We start from the raw sequence: 19,796 nt of genomic DNA on the forward strand, positions 1-19,796 counted from the left end.
GCCATGAGCCGTGCCGCCGTCCTGCTGCTGCCGCGCCTGCCGGTGCTGTTGCTCGCACTGGCGGCCGGTGCCGGTGCGCAGGCGATGAGCATCCGCGAGTTGCGCGCACTCGAAACCAACGAGAAGGACGGCAAGGCCTACGCCAGCTATTACCTTGTCGGCGTGCTCGAAGGCCTGCGCGAAGGCGTCGAGTCGTCGCAGCGCAACGGCCAGAAGCCCAGCTTCTGCGTCGAGGGCCGCCGCCTCGAGCCCTCGATGGCCCGTTCGCTCTACCAGACCGAGCTGACCCGCAACGCCGACAGTTACGAAGCCGACATGCCCGTGCAACTGGTCATGTCCGGCGCCCTCAGAAACAGCTACCGCTGCACCCGATGAACACCTCCGACTCCGCCCCCCCGCCGTTCGACCGCATCCGTGCCGACGTACGGTCCATGCACGGCTACGCGGTGCAGGACGCACGCGGCTTTGTCAAGCTCGACGCCATGGAGAACCCCTTCGGCCTGCCACCCGCGCTGCAGGCCAAGCTCGGCGCGCGGCTCGGCGCGCTGGCACTCAACCGCTACCCGGGCGACCGCGGCGCCKACCTGCGGCGCGCGCTGGCCGCCCATGCGCAGATGCCGGAAGGCTTCGAGCTGATGCTGGGCAACGGCTCGGACGAGCTGATTTCGCTGTTGGCCATGGCCTGCAACCTGCCCGGGGCCACCGTGCTGGCCCCCGTGCCCGGTTTCGTGATGTACGCGATGAGCGCCAAGCTGCAGGGCCTGCGTTTCGTCGGCGTGCCGCTGACGGCCGATTTCGAGCTGGACGAGGCCGCCATGCTCGCCGCCATCGCGCGCGAGAAGCCCGCCATCGTTTACCTGGCCTATCCGAACAACCCGACCGCCAATCTCTGGGACGACGCCGTCGTCGAGAGGATCGTCGAGGCCCAGGGCGCGCAGGGCGGCCTGGTGGTGATCGACGAGGCCTACCAGCCCTTCGCCGCCCGCAGCTACATCGACCGCCTCGCGAAGCACGGCCATGTGCTGCTGATGCGCACGCTCAGCAAGTTCGGCCTGGCGGGCATCCGCCTGGGCTACCTCATGGGGCCGGCCGCGCTGATCGCCGAGATCGACAAGGTGCGCCCGCCCTACAACATCAGCGCGCTCAACTGCGAGTGCGCGTTGTTCGCGTTGGAGCACGTCGAGGTGTTCGAAGCCCAGGCGCGGCAGATCCGCGAGGAGCGCCACCGCCTGATGATGGGCCTGGGCCGGCTGCCGGGCGTCAAGACCTGGCCCAGCGACGCCAACATGATCCTTTTGCGCGTGCCCGATGCCGCCAAGACCTTTGAGGGCATGAAGGCGCGCGGTGTTCTGGTGAAGAACGTTTCTAAAATGCACGTACTGCTGGCAAATTGCCTGCGCCTCACCGTCGGAACGGCCGACGAGAATGCGCAGATGCTCGCGGCACTCGAAGCCTCACTATGACCACCCCCACCACCCAGTACGGTGCCGATCGCACCGCATCGGTCACCCGCAACACCGCCGAGACCAAGATCACCGTCAGCGTCAACCTCGACGGCACCGGCAAGGCGAAGCTGTCCACCGGCATCGGTTTCTTCGACCACATGCTCGACCAGATCGCGCGCCACGGACTGATCGACCTCGACATCGACTGCCAGGGCGACCTGCACATCGATGGCCATCACACGGTGGAAGACGTGGGCATCACGCTGGGCCAGGCCGTGGCCAAGGCCATCGGCGACAAAAAGGGCATCAGACGTTATGGGCATGCCTACGTGCCGCTCGACGAAGCGCTGAGCCGCGTGGTCATCGATTTTTCGGGCCGTCCAGGTCTGGTCATGCACGTGCCCTTCACCAGCGGCATGATCGGCACCTTCGACAGCCAGCTCACCTACGAGTTCTTCCAGGGCTTCGTGAACCACGCCTTCGTCACGCTGCACATCGACAACCTCAAGGGCGTGAACGCGCACCACCAGTGCGAGACCGTGTTCAAGGCCTTCGCCCGTGCGATGCGCGGCGCGCTCGAGCTCGATCCGCGCTCCGCCGGCGTCATTCCATCGACCAAGGGTTCGCTCTGAAATCCTCCAGCGAACAGCTATGAAATCTGTAGCAAATACCGTCGCGGTCGTCGACTACGGCATGGGCAACCTGCGCTCCGTCTCGCAGGCTGTGCAGCATGCGGCCGATCAGGTCGGTGTGCAGGTCTTCGTCACTTCCGACCCGGAGGTGGTGCGCAAGGCCACCCGCGTGGTGCTGCCGGGGCAGGGCGCCATGCCCGACTGCATGCGCGAGCTGCGCGACTCCGGCCTGCAGGAGTCGGTGCTCGAGGCGGCCGCCAGCAAGCCGCTCTTCGGCGTCTGCGTCGGCATGCAGATGCTGCTGTCGCGCAGCGACGAAGGCCCGACCGATGGCCTGGGCCTCATCCCCGGCGAGGTCGTCAAGTTCGAACTCGCGGGGCGGCTGCAGCCCGACGGCAGCCGCTTCAAGGTGCCCCAGATGGGCTGGAACCAGGTGCGCCAGGCCCAGCCGCATGCGGTGTGGGCGGGCGTTCCCGACCTGAGCTATTTCTACTTCGTGCACAGCTTCTATGCGCGGCCGGCCGACGCCCGGCACAGCGTGGGCGAAGCTGATTACGGCGCGAGCTTTACCGCAGCCATCGCACGCGATAACATTTTTGCCACCCAGTTCCACCCGGAGAAGAGTGCGGACCATGGGTTGCAGCTCTACCGAAATTTCCTCCACTGGAATCCCTGACCTTATATTTCCGACCGGGCCGAACCTTCCTCTGCCCGGATTCCGCACACTCGCGTCACTTCCATGCTCCTCATTCCCGCCATTGATCTCAAAGACGGCCACTGCGTTCGCCTCAAACAGGGCGACATGGACCAGTCCACCATCTTCAGCGAAGACCCCGCCGCCATGGCCCGCAAATGGGTCGAGGCCGGCGCGCGCCGGCTGCACCTGGTCGATCTGAATGGCGCCTTTGCCGGCAAGCCGCAGAACCACGCGGCGATCAAGGCCATCCTGCAGGAAGTGGGCGACGATATTCCGGTGCAGCTCGGCGGCGGTATCCGCGACCTCGACACCATCGAGCGCTACATCGACGACGGACTGCGCTACGTGATCATCGGCACCGCCGCGGTCAAGAACCCGGGCTTCCTGAAGGACGCCTGCAGCGCCTTCGGCGGCCACATCATCGTGGGCCTCGACGCCAAGGACGGCAAGGTCGCCACCGATGGCTGGAGCAAGCTCACGGGCCACGAGGTGGCCGACCTCGGCAAGAAGTTCGAGGACTACGGCGTCGAGTCGATCATCTACACCGACATCGGCCGCGACGGCATGCTCTCGGGCATCAACATCGAGGCCACAGTCAAGCTGGCGCAGGCGCTGACCATTCCGGTGATCGCCTCGGGCGGTCTGTCCAACATGCGCGATATCGACATGCTGTGCGCGGTCGAGTCCGACGGCGTCGAGGGCGTGATCTGCGGACGCGCCATCTACTCCGGCGACCTCGACTTCGCCGCCGCGCAAGCGCGCGCGGACGAACTGGCCGGCGCCTGACGCTTTCCCCCGCAGCGCGTGCTTTCCGCGCTCGCCATTGCCAACTACCGCTCGCTGCGCCAGCTGACGGTGCCGCTCGGCCGCCTCACGGTGGTCACCGGGGCCAACGGCAGCGGCAAGTCGAGCGTCTACCGCGCGATGCGGCTGCTGGCCGACATTGCCAACGGTGGGGTGATCCGCTCGCTGGTGCGCGAGGGCGGGTTGTCTTCCACGCTCTGGGCTGGGCCCGAGCGCTTCTCGGCGGCGATGCTGCGCGGCGACGTGCCGGTACAGGGCACCACGCGCAGCGAGCCGGTCGCGCTGAAACTGGGGTTCGCCGGGGCCGAGGCGGAAGATTTCGGCTACGCCATCGACATCGGCCTGCCGCCGCCGATTCCGTCGACAGCCTTCTCGCGCGACCCCCAGATCAAGCACGAAGCGATCTGGAGCGGCCCGCTGCTGCGGCCCTCGACGCAACTGGTCGACCGCAAGGGCGCGGCGCTTCGCCTGCGTGAAGGGAAGAGCTGGCAGGCCGTCGGCCGGCCGATTCCGGCCTTCGCCAGCATGATGACGGAGCACGCCGACCCTCGCGACGCACCCGAGATGCTCACGCTGCGCGAGCAGATGCGCTCCTGGCGCTTCTACGACCACTTCCGTTCCGACGCCGAAGCGCCGGCGCGCCAGCCGCAACTGGGCACCTACACGCCCGTGCTCGCCAACGACGGCGCCGACCTGGCCGCGGCGCTGCAGACCATCCGCGAGATCGGGGACGGCGAGGCGCTCGATCGTGCGGTGGACGACGCCTTTCCGGGCGCCCGCATCGAAGTCGGCGTGGAGGGCGACCGCTTCCAGACGCTGATGCACCAGCACGGCCTTCTGCGGTCCTTGACGGCGGCGGAACTCTCGGACGGCACCCTGCGCTACCTGTTGTGGATTGCGGCGCTGCTGACGCCCCGTCCGCCCGCGCTGCTGGTGCTCAACGAGCCCGAGACCAGCCTGCACCCCGACCTGCTGCCGGCCCTCGGCCGTCTCATCGCGCAGGCGGCGCGGCAGTCGCAGGTGATCGTGGTGTCGCACGCGGCGCGCCTGATCGCCGCGTTGGACGACAGCGAAGGCCTGCAACAAGTGGTGCTCGAAAAGCAGTTCGGCGAGACGCGCATCGCGAATCTCGACATGAGCGAAATCCCGCGCTGGGAGTGGCCAGCGCGGTGAGCTGCTTGTCGGCCCCCGGCTTTTGGCGTCCGCAAAGTTCTATTCAGCCTTCACCGACATCGTCTGGATGATCGTTTCCAGCTGCTCGCTCATCGGCAGGTTGATGCTCTCCCCCGTCGGCAGCTTGCGCATGAACCAGCGCTTGTACTGCCGGTGGATCTCGCCGTCTTCCGCCAGCACCTGGAAGGTGTCGTTGATCACCTTGGCCAGTTGCGGATCGCCCTTGCGGTACATGATCCCGTAGGGGTCGTAGGAGAGGAAGTCGCCGACCACCTCGTACTCGGCCTTGGCGGCGTCCCGCGCGATCAGCCCGTAGAGCAGCACGTCGTCGGTGGCGAACGCATCGGCCTGCCCGCTCTTCACGAGTCCGAACGATTCCGCGTGGTCGCGCGCCACCTGCAGGTCGATGCCGAGCTTGAACTTCTCCGAGAGCTCGCGCAGTGTCTTCTCGTTGGTCGTGCCGGCCGTCACCGCCACCTTCCTGCCGGCGAGGTCGCGGAACGACTTGATCGGCGAGCCCCTCTTCACCAGCACCTTGGTGCCCGAGACGAACATCGTCGGCGAGAAGCTCACGCGCTTCTGGCGCTCGAGGTTGTTGGTGGTCGAGCCGCACTCCAGGTCGACCTGGCCGTTCACGACCGCATCGATGCGCGAGTCGGAGGTCACGGGCGCCCACTTGATCGTGAGGCTCTTGTTCACCGCGTCCTCGATGGCCGTCACCAACGCGCGGCAGAGCTCGATCGAATAGCCGATCGGCTCCTTGCGCGCGCTGAGGTACGAGAACGGCACCGACGACTCGCGGTAGCCGATGGTGATGGCGCCCGTTTCGCGGGCCTTGGCGAGGGTGCCGGTGAGCGCCGTGGGGGCCTGTTGCTCCTGCGCCTGCGCCGGTGCTGCCGTGGCGAGCACGGCAGCCGCCAGCAGTCCGGCAAGGAAAACCGACAGCGTGGCCTTGGGCTTCATGGCGCGCCTCACGCGTGGGCGGGATGGGCGAGGGTGGCGGCGGCTTCTTCGTCGATCGCCCGGGCGTTGACCTCGGCATCGCTCTCGGACATCAGCTCGCCCTCCCACTTGGCCACCACGGCGGTGGCGATGGAGTTGCCTACCGCGTTGGTGGCCGAACGGCCCATGTCGAGGAAGGTGTCCACGCCCAGGATCAGCAGCAGGCCGGCCTCGGGAATGTCGAAGTGGTTCAGCGTGGCGGCAATCACCACCAGCGAGGCGCGCGGCACGCCGGCCATGCCCTTGGAAGTGAGCATCAGGATCAGCAGCATCGTGATCTGCGTGCTGAGCGGCATGTGGATGTTGTAGGCCTGCGCGATGAAGAGCACGGCAAAGGTGCAGTACATCATCGAGCCGTCGAGGTTGAACGAGTAGCCCATCGGCATCACGAAGCTGGAGATCTTGCGCTTCACGCCGAAACGGTCGAGCGCCTGCAGGATCTTCGGGTAGGCCGCTTCGGAGCTGGCCGTGGCGAAGGACAGCAGGAAGGCTTCCTTGATGAGCACCAGCAGCTTGAACACGCGTGGCCCGAGGAACAGGAAGCCCGCCAGGATCAGCACGCTCCACAGCACGAACAGGCCGAGGTAGAAGTCGCCCATGAACACCGCGAACTTCAGCAGGATGCTCAGGCCGTTCACCGCCACCGTGGCAGCCATTGCGGCCAGCACGGCCAGCGGCGCGAGTTTCATCACGTAGCCCGTGATCTTGAGCATGGCGTGCGAGAGTTCCTCGATGGCCGCCACCAGCGTCTTGGCCTTGTCGCCGAGCGAGGCGAGCGCAACGCCGAAGAACATCGAGAACACCACGATCTGCAGGATCTCGTTGTTGGCCATGGCCTCGACGAACGACTTGGGCACCGTGTGGCTCACGAAGTCTTTCAGCGTGAACTTGGAGGTGGCCAGGTTGGCCGAGGCGCCGATGTCGGGCAGCGGCAGGCCGAGGTTCTCGCCGGGCTTGAGCAGATTGGCCATGACCAGCCCGATGACCAGCGAGATCAGCGAGGCGGTGAGGAACCAGCCGATCGCCTTGCCGAACACGCGGCCCACCGCCTTGGCGTCGCCCATGTGCGCGATGCCCACCACCAGTGTGGAGAACACCAGCGGCCCGATCAGCATCTTGATCAGGCGCAGGAACACGTCCGAGATGATGGAAACATAGTCCGCGATTTCTTTCGCGGCCTTCTTGTCCGGAAAGCTCGTGAAGATCATGTAGCCAACGATGATGCCGAGCACCATGGCAATCAGGATCCAGGCGGCCATCGGCAGCTTCTTCTTCATGCGTATCCCCTTTGTCGTGTGTGAGTGATTTTTTTCGAGGGCACGGGACCGACTTGCACGTTGTCCCCCGATGCAAGCAGCGACAGGGTATCCAAGAAGGCCCCGGGCACGCAATGGCTCCCAATGCCAATTCCGTGCCATGACATGGGCGCTGCCTACAATTCCTCACATGGAAATCACCCCGATCGAGTTTCGTGGCCAGCCCGCAGTCCGTGCCATCGGCGCCGACGGAAGCACCCTGACCGTGGCGCTGCATGGCGCACAAGTGCTCTCCTGGAGCACGTCTGACGGGGTGGAGCGGTTCTTCGTCAGCCCGCGCGCGGTGTTCGACGGGAAGACCGCGATCCGGGCCGGTGTGCCGATTTGCTGCCCCCAGTTCAACATGCGCGGCATGTTGCCCAAGCATGGATTCATGCGCAATTTGCCTTGGGAGCCGCAGGCCTCCCGCACCGCGGCCGGCACCGTGGCGTTCAGGCTGCGCGACAACGAGGCCACCCGGGCACTCTGGCCGCACGCTTTTGAGGCACGCCTCGAAGCGACGCTGGCGCCCGGCCAGCTGCGCATTGCGCTCACGCTGGCCAACATCGACCACGCACCCTGGACCTTTGCCGCGGCGCTGCACTCCTACCTGCGCGTCGACGACATCGCCGATGTGCGCCTCGAAGGCCTGCAGGGTGCCAACCGCTGGGATTCGCTGCGCAACGACCGCCATGTGGAGATGTCGGCCGCATTGCGGTTCAACGCCGAATTCGACAGCGTCTACGCCGCTCCGGCGAAACCGCTGCGCCTGGTGCAGCCAAGCGGTACGCTCGAAATCACCCAAAGCGCGAGCTGTACCGAAACCGTGGTCTGGAACCCGGGCGCGGCGCTCTGCGCTACGCTGCCCGACATGCCGGCCGACGGCTACCGCCACATGCTCTGCGTCGAAGCGGCCCGCATCGACGAACAAGTGCTGCTGGCGCCCGGCGCCCAATGGCAGTGCTGGCAACAGCTCAACGTCCTCTGATTTCCTTCCGGTCCATTCCCATGCTTGCCAAACGCATCATTCCCTGCCTCGACGTCACCGGCGGCCGCGTCGTCAAGGGCGTCAACTTCCTCGAACTGCGCGATGCCGGCGATCCGGTCGAGATCGCGGCGCGCTACAACGCGCAGGGGGCCGACGAGCTCACTTTCCTCGACATCACCGCCACCAGCGATGGGCGCGACCTGATCCTGCCGATCATCGAGGCGGTGGCCTCGCAGGTCTTCATTCCGCTGACGGTCGGCGGCGGCGTGCGCACCGTGGCCGATGTGCGCCGGCTGCTCAATGCGGGCGCCGACAAGACCAGCTTCAATTCGGCGGCCATCGCCAATCCGCAGGTGATCAACGACGCCTCGCAGAAGTACGGTTCGCAATGCATCGTGGTGGCCATCGATGCCAAGCGCCGCAGCCCCGAAGAAGCTGCCACGCGCGGCCCGGGCTGGGACGTGTACAGCCACGGCGGCCGCAAGAACACCGGCCTCGACGCCGTGGAATGGGCAACCGAGATGGTGCGCCGCGGCGCCGGCGAAATCCTGCTCACCAGCATGGACCGCGACGGCACCAAGAGCGGCTTCGACCTTGAACTCACCCGCGCGGTGAGCGACGCCGTCAACGTGCCGGTGATCGCCTCGGGCGGCGTCGGCAGCCTCGACGACCTGGCCGACGGCATCCAGACCGGCGGCGCCGATGCGGTGCTGGCCGCCAGCATCTTCCACTACGGCGAACACACCGTGGGCGAGGCGAAAGCCCGCATGGCCGCACGGGGTATCCCGGTGCGAATCGACCGCTGAGGGGTCTTTGCCTATCCCCGACAATATCCCGATGAACTGGCTCGATGAAGTGAAATGGGACGCGAACGGCCTGGTGCCCGTGATCGCGCAGGAACAAGGCAGCAACGACGTGCTGATGTTCGCCTGGATGAACCGCGAGGCGCTCGAAAAGACCGCCAAGCTGGGCCGCGCCGTGTATTTCAGCCGCTCGCGCAACAAGCTGTGGTTCAAGGGCGAGGAGTCGGGCCATGTGCAGACGGTGCACGAGATCCGCCTCGACTGCGACAACGACGTGGTGCTGCTCAAGGTCACCCAACTCGGCCACGAGCCCGGCATCGCCTGCCACACCGGCCGCCACAGCTGTTTCTTCAGCAAATACGAGAAGGGCCAGTGGACCGTGGTCGAGCCGGTCTTGAAAGACCCGGAGTCAATCTACAAATGACGGCCATTGTGAACACCTCCGACGCCCTCGCACGCCTGGCTGCGGTCATCGAAAGCCGCCTGCCCGCGCAAGGCGGCGATCCCGAGAAGAGCTACGTCGCGCGCCTGCTGCACAAGGGCCCCGACGCCTTCCTCAAGAAGATCGGCGAGGAAGCCACCGAGGTCGTGATGGCCGCCAAGGATGCCGACCACGGCGGCGACCGCTCGAAGATAGTGAACGAAGTGGCCGACCTGTGGTTCCACACCATGGTGGCGCTCGCCCACTACGGTTTCTCGCCCGCCGAAGTCGTTGCGGAGCTCGAGCGCCGCGAAGGCACCAGCGGCATCGAGGAAAAAGCCCTGCGCAAGGTGCAGGCCCGCGAGGCAAGCAACGATTGAAAGGACATCTCATGGCCAACGACATCGTGAACGTGGAACCCGACGACTCGCTCAAGACCTGGGGCTGGGTCAGCTACATCCTGCATCTGATCGTCGCCATCGGCGCTGTCGTGCCGGGGGCGCAGGCGTCCATCGTCCTGCTGCTCGTGGCCCTGGTGATCGATTTCGTGAAGCGCGACGACGCGGCCGGCACCTGGCAGGCCACGCACTACAGCTGGCGCATTCGCTCGGTGCTCTGGGCCGGCCTGCTGTACATCGTCACTTCGTGGCTCTGGCTGCTGCTTTTCGTGCCCGGCTGGATCGCCTGGAGCCTGATTTCGCTGTGGTTCCTGTACCGGATCGTGAAAGGCATGATCCGCATGAACGACAGCCGTCCCATGGAACCCAAAGATGTCATCTGATCCGAACTGCGTCTTCTGCAAAATCATCGAAGGCAAGATTCCTTCGCGCAAGGTCTACGAGGACGACGACCTGTTCGGTTTTCACGACATCGCGCCCTGGGCGCCGGTGCATTTCATGCTGGTGCCCAAGAAGCACATCGCCTCGATGGCGCAGCTCACGCCCGAGGACACCGCGTTGATGGGCAAGATCATGACCCTGGCGCCGAAGCTGGCGCTGGAGCAGGGCTGCAGGCCCTATCCGGACGGCGGCTACCGCATCCTCGTCAACACCGGCACCGAGGGCGGGCAGGAGGTTCACCATCTCCATGTCCATGTCATGGGCGGGCCCCGTCCCTGGCTTCGCGGTTGAATCGCATTAAGCCAAACTGTCACATTCCGCCCGACTAAAATCGGACACATTCTTAGGAGTCTTCTATGGGTTCTTTTTCTATCTGGCACTGGCTGATCGTGCTGCTCGTCGTGGTCATGATCTTCGGCACCAAGAAGCTGCGGAACATGGGTTCCGACCTTGGTGGCGCCGTGAAGGGCTTCAAGGACGGCATGAAGGACGGCAGCACCACCGATGCCTCCGCCGCCTCGTCGGCCCCCGCAGCGCAAGTGACCGGCCAGCCGGCCAACAGCGACAAGTCGACGATCGACGTCGAAGCGCGTCAGAAGTCCTGAGCGCGGACCGCACGTGCTCGACCTCGGCATTGAGAAGCTGGCGCTGATCGGCGTCGTGGCGCTGATCGTCATCGGACCGGAAAAGCTGCCGCGCGTGGCCCGCACGGTCGGCACCCTGCTCGGCAAGGCGCAGCGCTATGTGAACGACGTCAAGGCCGAAGTCAATCGTTCGATGGAGCTCGACGAGCTTCGCAAGATGAAGACCACGGTCGAGGATGCGGCGCGCGACGTCGAGCACAGCATCCACACCGGCGCGAGCGAGTTCGAGAAGCAGTTCTCCGGATCGGGCGAAACACTTTCCGCGCTGGCCGAGCCCGAAGCTCCGGTGCCCGAATACAAGCACCCCCGCAAGAACTGGCGCCTGAAGCAGGGCGCCACGCCACAGTGGTACAAGGCGCGCAACGGCGTGCGTACCAAGGCGCTGTCGGGTGCGGCGCGGGTTGCCCGCTTCCGCCCCCACAAGATCAACTAGCGCTTCAACACCCCCGCGTTTCTCGCTTGCCGCACGCCGGCCGGAGCCACGCTCTTTCCTTTCCCAATGGCCGATTCCGACGACAAGAACAAAGACAAAGAAGACGAGCTGGCGGGCACCGAGCAGCCGTTCGTGCAGCACCTGGTCGAGCTGCGCGACCGCTTGCTCTACTGCGTCTACGGCCTGGCGATCGCGGGCATCCTGCTGGCCATCTGGCCCGGTCCGGGCGGACTGATCGACCTGATCGCGATGCCGATCCGTGCGCACATGCCACCGGACGCCAAGCTCATCGCCATCGGCGTGTTCTCCCCATTCTTCGTGCCGCTCAAGGTGCTCATGATGACGGCCGTGCTGCTGGCGCTGCCGTGGCTCATGTACCAGGCCTGGATGTTCGTTGCGCCGGGGCTCTACAGCCACGAGAAGCGCTTTGCCCTGCCGCTGATCTTCTTCGGTAGCCTGCTGGCCTATGCGGGCATCGCCTTCGTGCAGTTCTTCGTGCTGGACAAGATGTTCAGCTTCATCCAGAAGTTCACGCCGGCCGCCGTGGCGGCCACACCGGACATCTCGTCGTACGTCGAGGCCATCCTGTCGCTCTACATCGCGTTCGGCGTCGCCTTCCAGGTGCCGATCGTCGTGATGCTGCTGGTGCGCTTCGAGATGGTGACCATCGAGAAGCTGAAGTCGTTCCGTGGCTACTTCATCGTGGTGGCCTTTGTGGTGGCCGCGGTGCTCACGCCGCCCGACGTGGTGTCGCAGCTGGCGCTGGCCGTGCCGATGTGCCTGCTGTACGAAGTGGGCATCATCGGTGCGCGCTATTTCGCGCAGGGCAGCAAGAAGCCAGAAGAAGAAAACGCCGATTCCTCGGCGTCTTCCTGATCGCGGTTATTCCTGCTGGTTCGGCACTTGCCGGACCGGGCTCTTGGGCCGCAGTCCCGGCGTCACGTCCAGCTCCATCTTGTCGCTGCCCCGCTGCAGCGCAAAGCGCGAGGTGCTGCCGGGCTTGAGTCCGGCCACCGCGGTCAGCAGGGCCTGCACGTTGTCGGTCTTCTTCTCGCCCACCGAGGTGATCACGTCGCCGGGCCGGATGCCGGCCTTGGCGGCGGGGCCGTTCTGCAGCACGCCGGTGATGATCACGCCCGCGTCGGCCTTCACGCCGAAGGTCTCGGCCAGTTCGGGCGACAGGTCGTTCGGCTCGACGCCGATCCAGCCGCGGCGCACCTGGCCTTCCTTCACGATGCCTTCGAGCACGATCTTGGCCATCGACACGGGAATCGCGAAGCCGATGCCCATGCTGCCGCCCGAGCGCGAGTAGATCGCGGTGTTGATGCCCTGCAGGTTGCCGCTGACGTCGATCAGCGCGCCGCCCGAGTTGCCGGGGTTGATGGCCGCATCGGTCTGGATGAAGTTCTCGAAGTTGTTGATGCCGAGCTGGTTGCGCCCGAGCGCCGAGACGATGCCGCTGGTCACGGTCTGGCCCACGCCGAAGGGGTTGCCGATGGCCAGCACCTGGTCGCCCACCAGCAGTTCGTCGGAATTGCCCAGAACGATGGCCGGCAGCTTGTCGAGCTCGATCTTGAGCACGGCGAGGTCGGTGTCGGGGTCGGTGCCGATCACCTTGCCGTGCGCGTGGCGGCTGTCGTTGAGGGTGACCTCGATCTCGTCGGCGCCCTCGACCACGTGGTTGTTGGTGAGGATGTAGCCGTCGGTGCTCACGATCACGCCGCTGCCCAGGCCCACCTGGGGCTGGTCGGCCTGGTCGCCGAAGAAGAAGCGGAACCAGGGGTCGTTGCTGCGCGGATGGCGCTGTGCGGCCTTGCTGGTGTTGATGCTCACGACCGCCGGCGAGGCCTTCTTGGCCGCCGCACTCAGGCTGCCGGGGGCGGGCACCGCGGGAGCGCCTGCCGGCGCCTCGACGATCGACACCACGCCGCCCAGCGAGGTCGCGCGCTTGTTGACCCATTCGGGCTTGAGCGTCGCAACGACGAAATAGGCCGCCAGCAGGACGGTCACGGCTTGGGCGAAGAGCAGCCAGGTGCGTTTCATGAAAATTGGATGAAATGACGTTTGAAGGCGCCGTCGGAGGCGGTGCTGGATGCGATTGTCCCTCAATGGGGTTGGCGATAAACCGCACCGCCTGGTCGAGATTGGCGCACGCCGCTGCGTGAATACGGGATAACCCTTAGCATCGCAAGGCGGTCTCATCCGGCCCGCGTTTTCAGGCCTCCCGCGCTGCCCACCCGGCAGGTGCGGCCAGGCGTTTCGTCGGCGCACCAATTCCCGCTTTCCCACCCGGTTTCGTGGCTGGCGCGCGGTCACGATCTCCCTGCCAGCCATGACTTCAGAAGCAATTTTTCCGGACGGCGCGCAGCCGGCCCCGGCACGCACGCTCGATGCGCGCGACTACAAGACCCTCGCCCTCTCGGCCCTCGGTGGAACGCTCGAGTTCTACGATTTCGTCATCTACGTCTTCTTTGCCACCGTCCTGGGCGCGCTCTTTTTCCCGGCCGACATGCCCGACTGGCTGCGGCAGCTGCAGACCTTCGGCATCTTCGCGGCCGGCTACCTGGCACGGCCGGTGGGCGGCATCGTCATTGCGCATTTCGGTGACCTGCTGGGCCGCAAGCGCATGTTCACGCTGTCGATCTTCCTGATGGCCGCGCCCACGCTGGTGATCGGCCTGCTGCCCACCTACGCGAGCATCGGCATCGCAGCGCCGCTGCTGCTGCTGGCGATGCGCGTGCTGCAGGGCGCGGCCATCGGCGGCGAGATGCCTGGCGCCTGGGTGTTCGTCGGCGAGCATGTGCCGGCGAAACGCTATGGCTTCGGCATCGGCACGCTGACTTCGGGCATCACGGGCGGCATCCTGCTGGGCTCGCTGGTCGCCGTGGCCATCAACCGCCACTATTCGCCGGAGCAGGTGAGCGGCTTTGCCTGGCGCATTCCCTTCATCCTGGGTGGCGTGTTCGGCCTCGTGTCGGTCTACCTGCGCCGCTTCCTGCACGAGACGCCGGTCTTCAAGGAACTGGCGGGCCGCAAGACGGTGGCGCGCGAACTGCCGCTGCGCACCGTGCTGCGCGAGCATCGCCTCCCGAGCGTGTATGTGGCGCTGCTGACCTGGGTGCTGTCGGCCGCGATCGTCGTGGTGGTGCTGTACACGCCCACCTACCTGCAGAAGGTGCACCACGTCCCGGCCGCGCTGGCGCTCGAAGCCAACGCGCTCGCCACCCTGACCCTGACCATCGGCTGCGTGCTGGTCGGCTGGCTCAGCGACCGCATCGGCACGCGCACGGTGATGCTCGTCGGCTGGGGCGGCCTCTTCGTCACGGCCTACCTGTTCTATACGGGGCTGCCCGGCACGCCGGCCACGCTGTTCTGGCACTACGGGCTGGTCGGCCTGTTCGTGGGCACCATCGCCACAGTGCCGATCGCGGGCGTGCGCGCCTTCCCGGCGCCGGTGCGCTTCACCGGTCTGTCTTTCGCCTACAACATGTCGTACGCGGTCTTCGGCGGCCTGACGCCGGTGATCCTCACGCTCTGGCTGCAGCATGACACGATGGCGCCGGCGCACTATGTCGCCGCGCTGGCGGCGCTGGGCTTCCTGCTGGCCCTGTGGCCACTGGCGGCGCGAGGCCATGCCATGCGCGATGGCGCGGGAGCCGCAGGGAGCGCGACAATGTCGCGATGAGCACCACACGCCACGAACTGCTCCACGCATTCGACCTGTTGTTGGCCCCCGGGCGCTTCAAGGACTACGGACCCAACGGCCTGCAGGTCGAAGGCCGCACCGTGGTCCGGAAGATCGTCTCGGGCGTGACCGCCAGCCGCGCGCTGATCGAGGCCGCGATCCACGCCGAGGCCGATGCCATCTTCGTTCACCACGGCCTGTTCTGGCGCGGCCAGGACGGCTGCGTCACCGGCTGGATGAAGCAGCGCCTGAGCCTCCTGCTGGGCGACGACGTCAATCTCTTCGCCTACCACCTGCCGCTCGATGCGCATCCGGAGCTCGGCAACAACGCTCAGCTCGGCCTGCAGCTGGGGCTCGTGGCCCATGCGGGCTCGACCGGGCGATTCGGCGAGCAGGAGTTGGGTTTCCTCGGCGCACGCGAAAACGGCGAGAACTTCGCCAGCGCCAAGGCCCTGGCCACGCACGTCGAGAAAGTGCTGAAGCACCCGGTCACGCTGGTCGATACGGCGCATCGCGCTATCAAGAACATAGCGTGGTGCACGGGCGGCGCCCAGGGCTACTTCGAGGCGGCCATCGCGGCCGGCGCCGACGCTTTCATCACCGGCGAGATCTCGGAGCCCCAGGCGCACTACGCGCGCGAAATGGGCGTGGCCTTCCTTGCCTGCGGGCACCACGCGAGCGAGCGCTACGGTGCGCAGGCCGTGGCCGCGCATGTGGCGGCGCAGCTCGGCCTGAAGCACGAATTCATCGACATCGACAATCCGGCATGAGCGCCGCGCCGGGCCGCCCCAAGCAAGCTCGCACCGCAGTGCGCAGCACGAAGGTTACCCAATGAACGCAGCCCCCGGACGTCCCGAGCCAACTCGCACCGCAGCGCGAAGTGCGGAGGTCAATAACCAATGAGCGGTGCCATCGCCATCACCCTGGGCGACCCAGCAGGGATCGGCCCCGAGATCATCGTCAAGGCCTTTCGCGACGCACCCGATGCGACCCGCGGTGCCTTCGTGGCCGGTGACGTGGCGGCCGTGCGGCGGGCATCGCAGGCGCTGGCCGGGCCGGGACAGCCGGCATGGCCTGTGGCGGAGATCGAGAGCGTGGCCGAGGCAGCAACCGTGCCGCCCGGCTGCATCCCGGTGCTGCAGGTGATTGCGTCGCCGGTGAACATCGTCCCGGGCCAGATCAGCGCCGAGGCCGGTCGTGCGGCGGGCGATTGCGTGGTCTGGGCCGCGCGGGCGGCGTTGCGCGGCGAAGTCGCCGCCATCGTGACGGCGCCCTTGCACAAGGAAGCGCTGGCCGCGGCCGGCTTTCCGTATCCCGGCCATACCGAACTCCTGCAGGCCGAGGCGGCGGCGCACCTGGGCCGCAGCGTGGCCGAGGTGCCGGCGCGCATGATGCTGGCCAACGACGAGCTGCGCACCGTGCTCGTGAGCATCCACATGTCGCTGCGCGACGCCATCGAGGCCGTGCGCTTCGAGGGCGTGCTGGAGACGCTGCGCATCACGCACCGCGCGCTGTCCCACGCGCTCGGCCGCGCGCCGCGCATCGGCGTCGCGGGCCTCAATCCGCATGCAGGCGAGGGCGGGCTGTTCGGTTCGGAAGAGCGCGAGATCATCGCGCCGGCCATCGCCGCCGCGCGTGCCGAAGGCATCGACGCCAATGGGCCGCATGCGCCCGATACCGTGTTCATGCGCGCCCGTGCCAAGGCGGGCGTGYCGTCCAGCGGCGAGTTCGACGTGGTGATCGCGATGTACCACGACCAGGGGCTGATTCCGGTCAAGTACCTCGGGGTGGAGAAGGGGGTGAATGTGACGCTGGGGCTGCCGCTGGTGCGAACCAGCCCCGATCACGGCACCGCGTTCGATATCGCGGGCACTGGCCTCGCCGATGCGTCGAGCCTCGTCGAGGCGCTCCGCATGGCCAGGACGCTGGGCAGCGCTTAAGGGCGTTTGAGGCTGTCGCGGATCTCGCGCAGCAGCGTGATGTCTTCCGGCGTCGCGGCCGGCGCCGCCTCTTCGGTCTTCCGCAGCTTGTTGATCTGCTTGACCATCATGAAGATGATGAACGCCAGGATCACGAAGTTGACGGCCACGGTAATGAAGCTGCCGTAAGCCAGCACCGGCACGCCGGCCTTCTTCAGGTCGGCCAGCGTGTTCGCCACGCCGGCAGGTGCCGTGCCCAGCACCACGTAGAGATTCGAGAAATCGAGCTTGCCGAACACCACCCCGACCAGCGGCATGATGACGTCGCTCACGAGCGAGTCGACGATCTTGCCGAACGCAGCGCCGATGATCACGCCGACCGCGAGATCGATGACATTGCCCTTGACGGCAAATTCCTTGAATTCACTGAGGATGCTCATGATTCAAAAGGCTTCTGGAGCTCTGCTGTTGAAGGAGTGCCGAGTATGCCCGCGATCGCTCGCTTCTCCGGAGGACGCAGCGCAACGCCGATGTGCTCCGCAGGCAGCCCTTCACGGCTGCGCGCGGCGATCTGCCTGAAGCCGTCTTCCAGGTGCCGCACGAAGCGCGGCGTGTCGAAGTAGCCGCTGCGCACTTCCTTCGCCGCGGCGAGCCGGCTGCGCAGCATGGCCAGTTCGTCCGGGTGCGTCGCGCAGTGCACCGCCTTCTCGACGTAGTCGTCATGGCTGGTGGCCACGAGCTCCGGCAGACCGATGGCCCCGAGCAGGCTGCCCGCCATGCGCGACACCATCGTCGTGCCCGTGAGCGCCAGCAGCGGCACGCCGGCCCACAGCACGTCGTTCGCCGTGGCGCCGCTGCTGTAGGGGAAGGTGTCGATGAACAGGTCGCCCAGGCCGATGCGGGCCAGGTGCTCGTCGATGGGCATGCGCGGCGACACGATCAGCCGCTCTGGCGGCAGGCCTGCTGCCACCCACTGCGCGCGCAGGTTGTCTTCGAAGCCGTTCGGCCCCTGGGCCAGCCAGAGCACCGCGTTCGGTATCCGCTGCACGATGCGCACCCATGCCGCGAACATCTCCGGCTGGATCTTGAAGGACTGCGAGAAGTTGCACAGCACGAAGGCATCGTCGGGCAGGCCGTGGTCGGGCCGCGTGGCCTTCCGGCTGCTGGTGGGACGCTGCGAGTCGATCACCTGGAAGGTCTCGGGCAGGCGCAGCAGCTTCTCGCAATAGCAGGCCTCGGTGCCCGGCGGCGAGAGGAAGTTGTCCGAGACCAGGTAGTCGTAGTTCGGCGTGCCGCTGGTGCCCATGTAGCCCAGCCACATGAGCTGCGCCGGGGCCGCGTGGTAGGCCATGACCTGCGGCTTGGCGCCGCGCGTGTCGCCAGAGAGGTCGATCAGGATGTCGACCTCGTCCTCGCGGATGCGTTCGGCCATCTGCTGGATCGACTGTCCCTGCATGTCGACGAAATGTTCGACCGATGCGGCAATGCGTGCACGTGCCGGATGGCCGTCGTCCGGGCCGTACGAGTACGCGAAGACCTCGAAGTCCTTGCGGTCGTGCCGGCCGAACAACTCTGCCGTCAGGTGCGCGACCGGGTGGTTGCGGAAGTCGAACGAGTAGTAGCCCACGCGGATGCGCGGCGACGTGCGGCGCGCCCCGGCATCGCTGAAGGGCTTGATCGCGGTGTTCCTGTCGGCCAGCGCGGCGGAGCGCTGCGTCCAGGCCATCAGCCGTTTCGCATCGTCGTAGTTCGACATCAGGATGAACGACGACACGGTCTGGTCGTTGCCCGGGTTGTCCAGGTGGGCTGCGATCTTCTCGCGCAGTTCGGACACGCCGTTCCAGTCGGCGATGTGGGCCTTCTCGCCCAGCATCCACACCATGGCCGGCATGAAGTTCGGGTCGTCGCGCAGGCACTGCTCGAACTCCGCGATCGCGGCCTTCGACTGGCCGGCCATCACGTAGGTCACACCCAGGTTGCATCGTGCGAGCACCTGGCGCGGATGCACTTCCAGCGCCTTCTTGAGCACTTCGATGGCCGTGTCGAAACGTCCCAGCCGGAAGTTGACCGTGCCCAGGTTGTTCAGCAGCAACTCGTGCTCGGGCAGGCTTTCCAGCGCCAGCTTGTAGAGCTCTGCCGATTCCGCGAAGCGCATCGACGCGCCCTCGAGCGCGCCGCAGACGCCGTAGAGCGCCGTGACGCCTTCGGGGTCCGACAGCGCCTTGTGGCGCTCTTCGGCAGGCCAGTTGCGCATGGCGCGCTGCATGGGCGCGATGGCGTCCTCGGTGCGGCCGGCGCTGAGCAGCGCCCTGGCGAGCAGGTAGGACGCTTCGAAATCGCGCGGGTCTGCCGTGGCCTGTTCGAGCGATGCGAGTGCGGCGGCCCAGTCCTTCTGGTGCGCGCGGATCTTGCCGATGTTCTTGTGCGCACTGGTGTAGCCGGGGTCGAGCTTCAGCGCCTGGTCGAACTGCGCGATCGCTTCGTCGAAGCGGTCCTGCTCCATGTCGATCGCCCCGGCGTTGTTCCATGCCGCGGGGGCCTGCGGTGCGAGTCGCGTGGCGTTGGCCGCGGCCTCGCGGGCCTGCCTGAACTTCTTCTGCTGGCGGTAGACCGCCGACAGGTTGACATACGCCTCGGGGTAGTTCGGAAACGCCTTGATCGCGCGGCGAAGATCCTGCTGGGCTTCGGCCAGCAGCCCCATGTACATGAAGATCGTCGCGCGGGTATTGAAATAGAAATGGTGCGGCGACTGCGCAATCGCCCGGTTCACGTAGTTCAGCGCCAGCTTCGGCCGGCCTTGCCGGTACAGCGCTTCGCCCGTCAGGTGCAGCGCGTCGGGATGTTCGGGAAATCTGGAGAGCAGGTACTCGTAGACCTGCAGTGCTTCTGCGAACCGGCCCTGGCGATGCAGCACGAGGCCTTGCTCCAGCAGGCGAGGGGCGTTGTCCTCGGACGCGGCAGGTGCTGGGGCAATGGAAGAAGTGGTCATGAAGCCGTGTGATGGACAGGGCCGGAG

The 19,796-nt window shown here is 66.4% G+C and carries 23 protein-coding genes; 18 read left to right on the top strand and 5 right to left on the bottom strand.

The window, feature by feature from the left end; translation table 11 throughout:
* Window positions 1–3 precede the first annotated feature (3 nt).
* The 6 genes from AC1DXX_RS10755 to AC1DXX_RS10780 all read left to right on the top strand — a co-directional run bounded on the left by AC1DXX_RS10755 (window position 4) and on the right by AC1DXX_RS10780 (window position 4,751).
* Entirely contained in the window at window positions 4–375 is a 372-nt protein-coding gene (locus AC1DXX_RS10755; RefSeq protein WP_478134172.1) for a hypothetical protein, read from the top strand.
* Complete coding sequence (gene hisC, locus AC1DXX_RS10760) at window positions 372–1,463, top strand: histidinol-phosphate transaminase (protein ID WP_478134173.1); 1,092 nt, start codon at window positions 372–374, stop codon at window positions 1,461–1,463. The genes AC1DXX_RS10755 and hisC overlap by 4 nt, the downstream gene beginning before the upstream one ends.
* Entirely contained in the window at window positions 1,460–2,077 is a 618-nt protein-coding gene (gene hisB, locus AC1DXX_RS10765; RefSeq protein WP_478134174.1) for an imidazoleglycerol-phosphate dehydratase HisB, read from the top strand. The genes hisC and hisB overlap by 4 nt, the downstream gene beginning before the upstream one ends.
* A 19-nt stretch (window positions 2,078–2,096) precedes the next feature.
* Entirely contained in the window at window positions 2,097–2,753 is a 657-nt protein-coding gene (gene hisH / locus AC1DXX_RS10770; RefSeq protein ID WP_478134175.1) for an imidazole glycerol phosphate synthase subunit HisH, read from the top strand.
* A 63-nt stretch (window positions 2,754–2,816) separates the two neighbouring features.
* Window positions 2,817–3,560: a 1-(5-phosphoribosyl)-5-[(5-phosphoribosylamino)methylideneamino]imidazole-4-carboxamide isomerase gene (hisA, locus tag AC1DXX_RS10775; RefSeq protein WP_478134176.1), complete on the top strand. Its 744-nt coding sequence runs from the start codon at window positions 2,817–2,819 to the stop codon at window positions 3,558–3,560.
* Between the two features lie 18 nt (window positions 3,561–3,578).
* The gene (locus AC1DXX_RS10780; protein WP_478134177.1) at window positions 3,579–4,751 is read left to right on the top strand and encodes an AAA family ATPase; all 1,173 of its coding nucleotides are present in this window, start codon (window positions 3,579–3,581) and stop codon (window positions 4,749–4,751) included.
* 39 nt (window positions 4,752–4,790) lie between these two features.
* Here the strand turns inward: AC1DXX_RS10780 and AC1DXX_RS10785 are convergent, their stop codons facing one another.
* A complete protein-coding gene (locus AC1DXX_RS10785) occupies window positions 4,791–5,714 on the bottom strand; it encodes an amino acid ABC transporter substrate-binding protein (protein ID WP_478134178.1) in 924 nt (307 codons plus the stop codon).
* Window positions 5,715–5,722: 8 nt separating this feature from the next.
* Window positions 5,723–7,030 (bottom strand): dicarboxylate/amino acid:cation symporter, encoded by a 1,308-nt coding sequence (locus tag AC1DXX_RS10790; RefSeq protein WP_478134179.1) that lies wholly within the window; start codon window positions 7,028–7,030, stop codon window positions 5,723–5,725.
* Between the two features lie 169 nt (window positions 7,031–7,199).
* Here AC1DXX_RS10790 and AC1DXX_RS10795 point away from each other — a divergent pair, with 169 nt between their 5' ends.
* The 9 genes from AC1DXX_RS10795 (at window position 7,200) to tatC (ending at window position 12,052) form a co-directional block, all read left to right on the top strand.
* Window positions 7,200–8,036 (top strand): D-hexose-6-phosphate mutarotase, encoded by an 837-nt coding sequence (locus AC1DXX_RS10795; protein ID WP_478134180.1) that lies wholly within the window; start codon window positions 7,200–7,202, stop codon window positions 8,034–8,036.
* 20 nt (window positions 8,037–8,056) lie between these two features.
* Window positions 8,057–8,842, top strand: a complete 786-nt coding sequence (gene hisF / locus AC1DXX_RS10800; RefSeq protein ID WP_478134181.1) for an imidazole glycerol phosphate synthase subunit HisF — start codon at window positions 8,057–8,059, stop codon at window positions 8,840–8,842.
* Between the two features lie 31 nt (window positions 8,843–8,873).
* Window positions 8,874–9,263 (top strand): phosphoribosyl-AMP cyclohydrolase, encoded by a 390-nt coding sequence (hisI, locus tag AC1DXX_RS10805; protein WP_478134182.1) that lies wholly within the window; start codon window positions 8,874–8,876, stop codon window positions 9,261–9,263.
* Window positions 9,260–9,640: a phosphoribosyl-ATP diphosphatase gene (locus tag AC1DXX_RS10810; RefSeq protein WP_478134183.1), complete on the top strand. Its 381-nt coding sequence runs from the start codon at window positions 9,260–9,262 to the stop codon at window positions 9,638–9,640. The genes hisI and AC1DXX_RS10810 overlap by 4 nt, the downstream gene beginning before the upstream one ends.
* Window positions 9,641–9,651: 11 nt before the next feature.
* On the top strand, window positions 9,652–10,041 hold the full coding sequence (locus AC1DXX_RS10815; RefSeq protein WP_478134184.1) for a DUF4870 family protein: 390 nt from the start codon (window positions 9,652–9,654) through the stop codon (window positions 10,039–10,041).
* Window positions 10,031–10,390, top strand: coding sequence for a histidine triad nucleotide-binding protein (locus AC1DXX_RS10820; protein WP_478134185.1), 360 nt, complete (start codon window positions 10,031–10,033; stop codon window positions 10,388–10,390). Before AC1DXX_RS10815 ends, AC1DXX_RS10820 begins: the two co-directional genes overlap by 11 nt.
* Before the next feature lie 65 nt (window positions 10,391–10,455).
* Window positions 10,456–10,704, top strand: coding sequence for a Sec-independent protein translocase subunit TatA (gene tatA, locus AC1DXX_RS10825; protein ID WP_478134186.1), 249 nt, complete (start codon window positions 10,456–10,458; stop codon window positions 10,702–10,704).
* Window positions 10,705–10,717: 13 nt separating this feature from the next.
* Entirely contained in the window at window positions 10,718–11,176 is a 459-nt protein-coding gene (gene tatB, locus AC1DXX_RS10830; protein WP_478134187.1) for a Sec-independent protein translocase protein TatB, read from the top strand.
* Between the two features lie 66 nt (window positions 11,177–11,242).
* A complete protein-coding gene (gene tatC / locus AC1DXX_RS10835; protein ID WP_478134188.1) occupies window positions 11,243–12,052 on the top strand; it encodes a twin-arginine translocase subunit TatC in 810 nt (269 codons plus the stop codon).
* A 6-nt stretch (window positions 12,053–12,058) separates the two neighbouring features.
* On the opposite strand, the gene AC1DXX_RS10840 is transcribed toward tatC, so the two are convergent.
* Entirely contained in the window at window positions 12,059–13,219 is a 1,161-nt protein-coding gene (locus AC1DXX_RS10840; protein WP_478134189.1) for a S1C family serine protease, read from the bottom strand.
* A 289-nt stretch (window positions 13,220–13,508) separates the two neighbouring features.
* Here AC1DXX_RS10840 and AC1DXX_RS10845 point away from each other — a divergent pair, with 289 nt between their 5' ends.
* The 3 genes from AC1DXX_RS10845 (at window position 13,509) to pdxA (ending at window position 16,801) form a co-directional block, all read left to right on the top strand.
* On the top strand, window positions 13,509–14,861 hold the full coding sequence (locus tag AC1DXX_RS10845; protein ID WP_478134190.1) for an MFS transporter: 1,353 nt from the start codon (window positions 13,509–13,511) through the stop codon (window positions 14,859–14,861).
* On the top strand, window positions 14,858–15,631 hold the full coding sequence (locus AC1DXX_RS10850; RefSeq protein WP_478134191.1) for a Nif3-like dinuclear metal center hexameric protein: 774 nt from the start codon (window positions 14,858–14,860) through the stop codon (window positions 15,629–15,631). Before AC1DXX_RS10845 ends, AC1DXX_RS10850 begins: the two co-directional genes overlap by 4 nt.
* Before the next feature lie 129 nt (window positions 15,632–15,760).
* Entirely contained in the window at window positions 15,761–16,801 is a 1,041-nt protein-coding gene (gene pdxA, locus AC1DXX_RS10855) for a 4-hydroxythreonine-4-phosphate dehydrogenase PdxA (protein ID WP_478134192.1), read from the top strand.
* Here the strand turns inward: pdxA and mscL are convergent.
* A complete protein-coding gene (gene mscL, locus AC1DXX_RS10860) occupies window positions 16,798–17,220 on the bottom strand; it encodes a large conductance mechanosensitive channel protein MscL (RefSeq protein WP_478134193.1) in 423 nt (140 codons plus the stop codon). The two genes, pdxA and mscL, sit on opposite strands and share 4 nt — an antisense overlap.
* Window positions 17,217–19,769: a tetratricopeptide repeat protein gene (locus AC1DXX_RS10865; protein ID WP_478134194.1), complete on the bottom strand. Its 2,553-nt coding sequence runs from the start codon at window positions 19,767–19,769 to the stop codon at window positions 17,217–17,219. The genes mscL and AC1DXX_RS10865 overlap by 4 nt, the downstream gene beginning before the upstream one ends.
* Window positions 19,770–19,796: the final 27 nt, after the last annotated feature.

Source organism: Variovorax sp. P4_B10 (genome assembly GCF_056402375.1).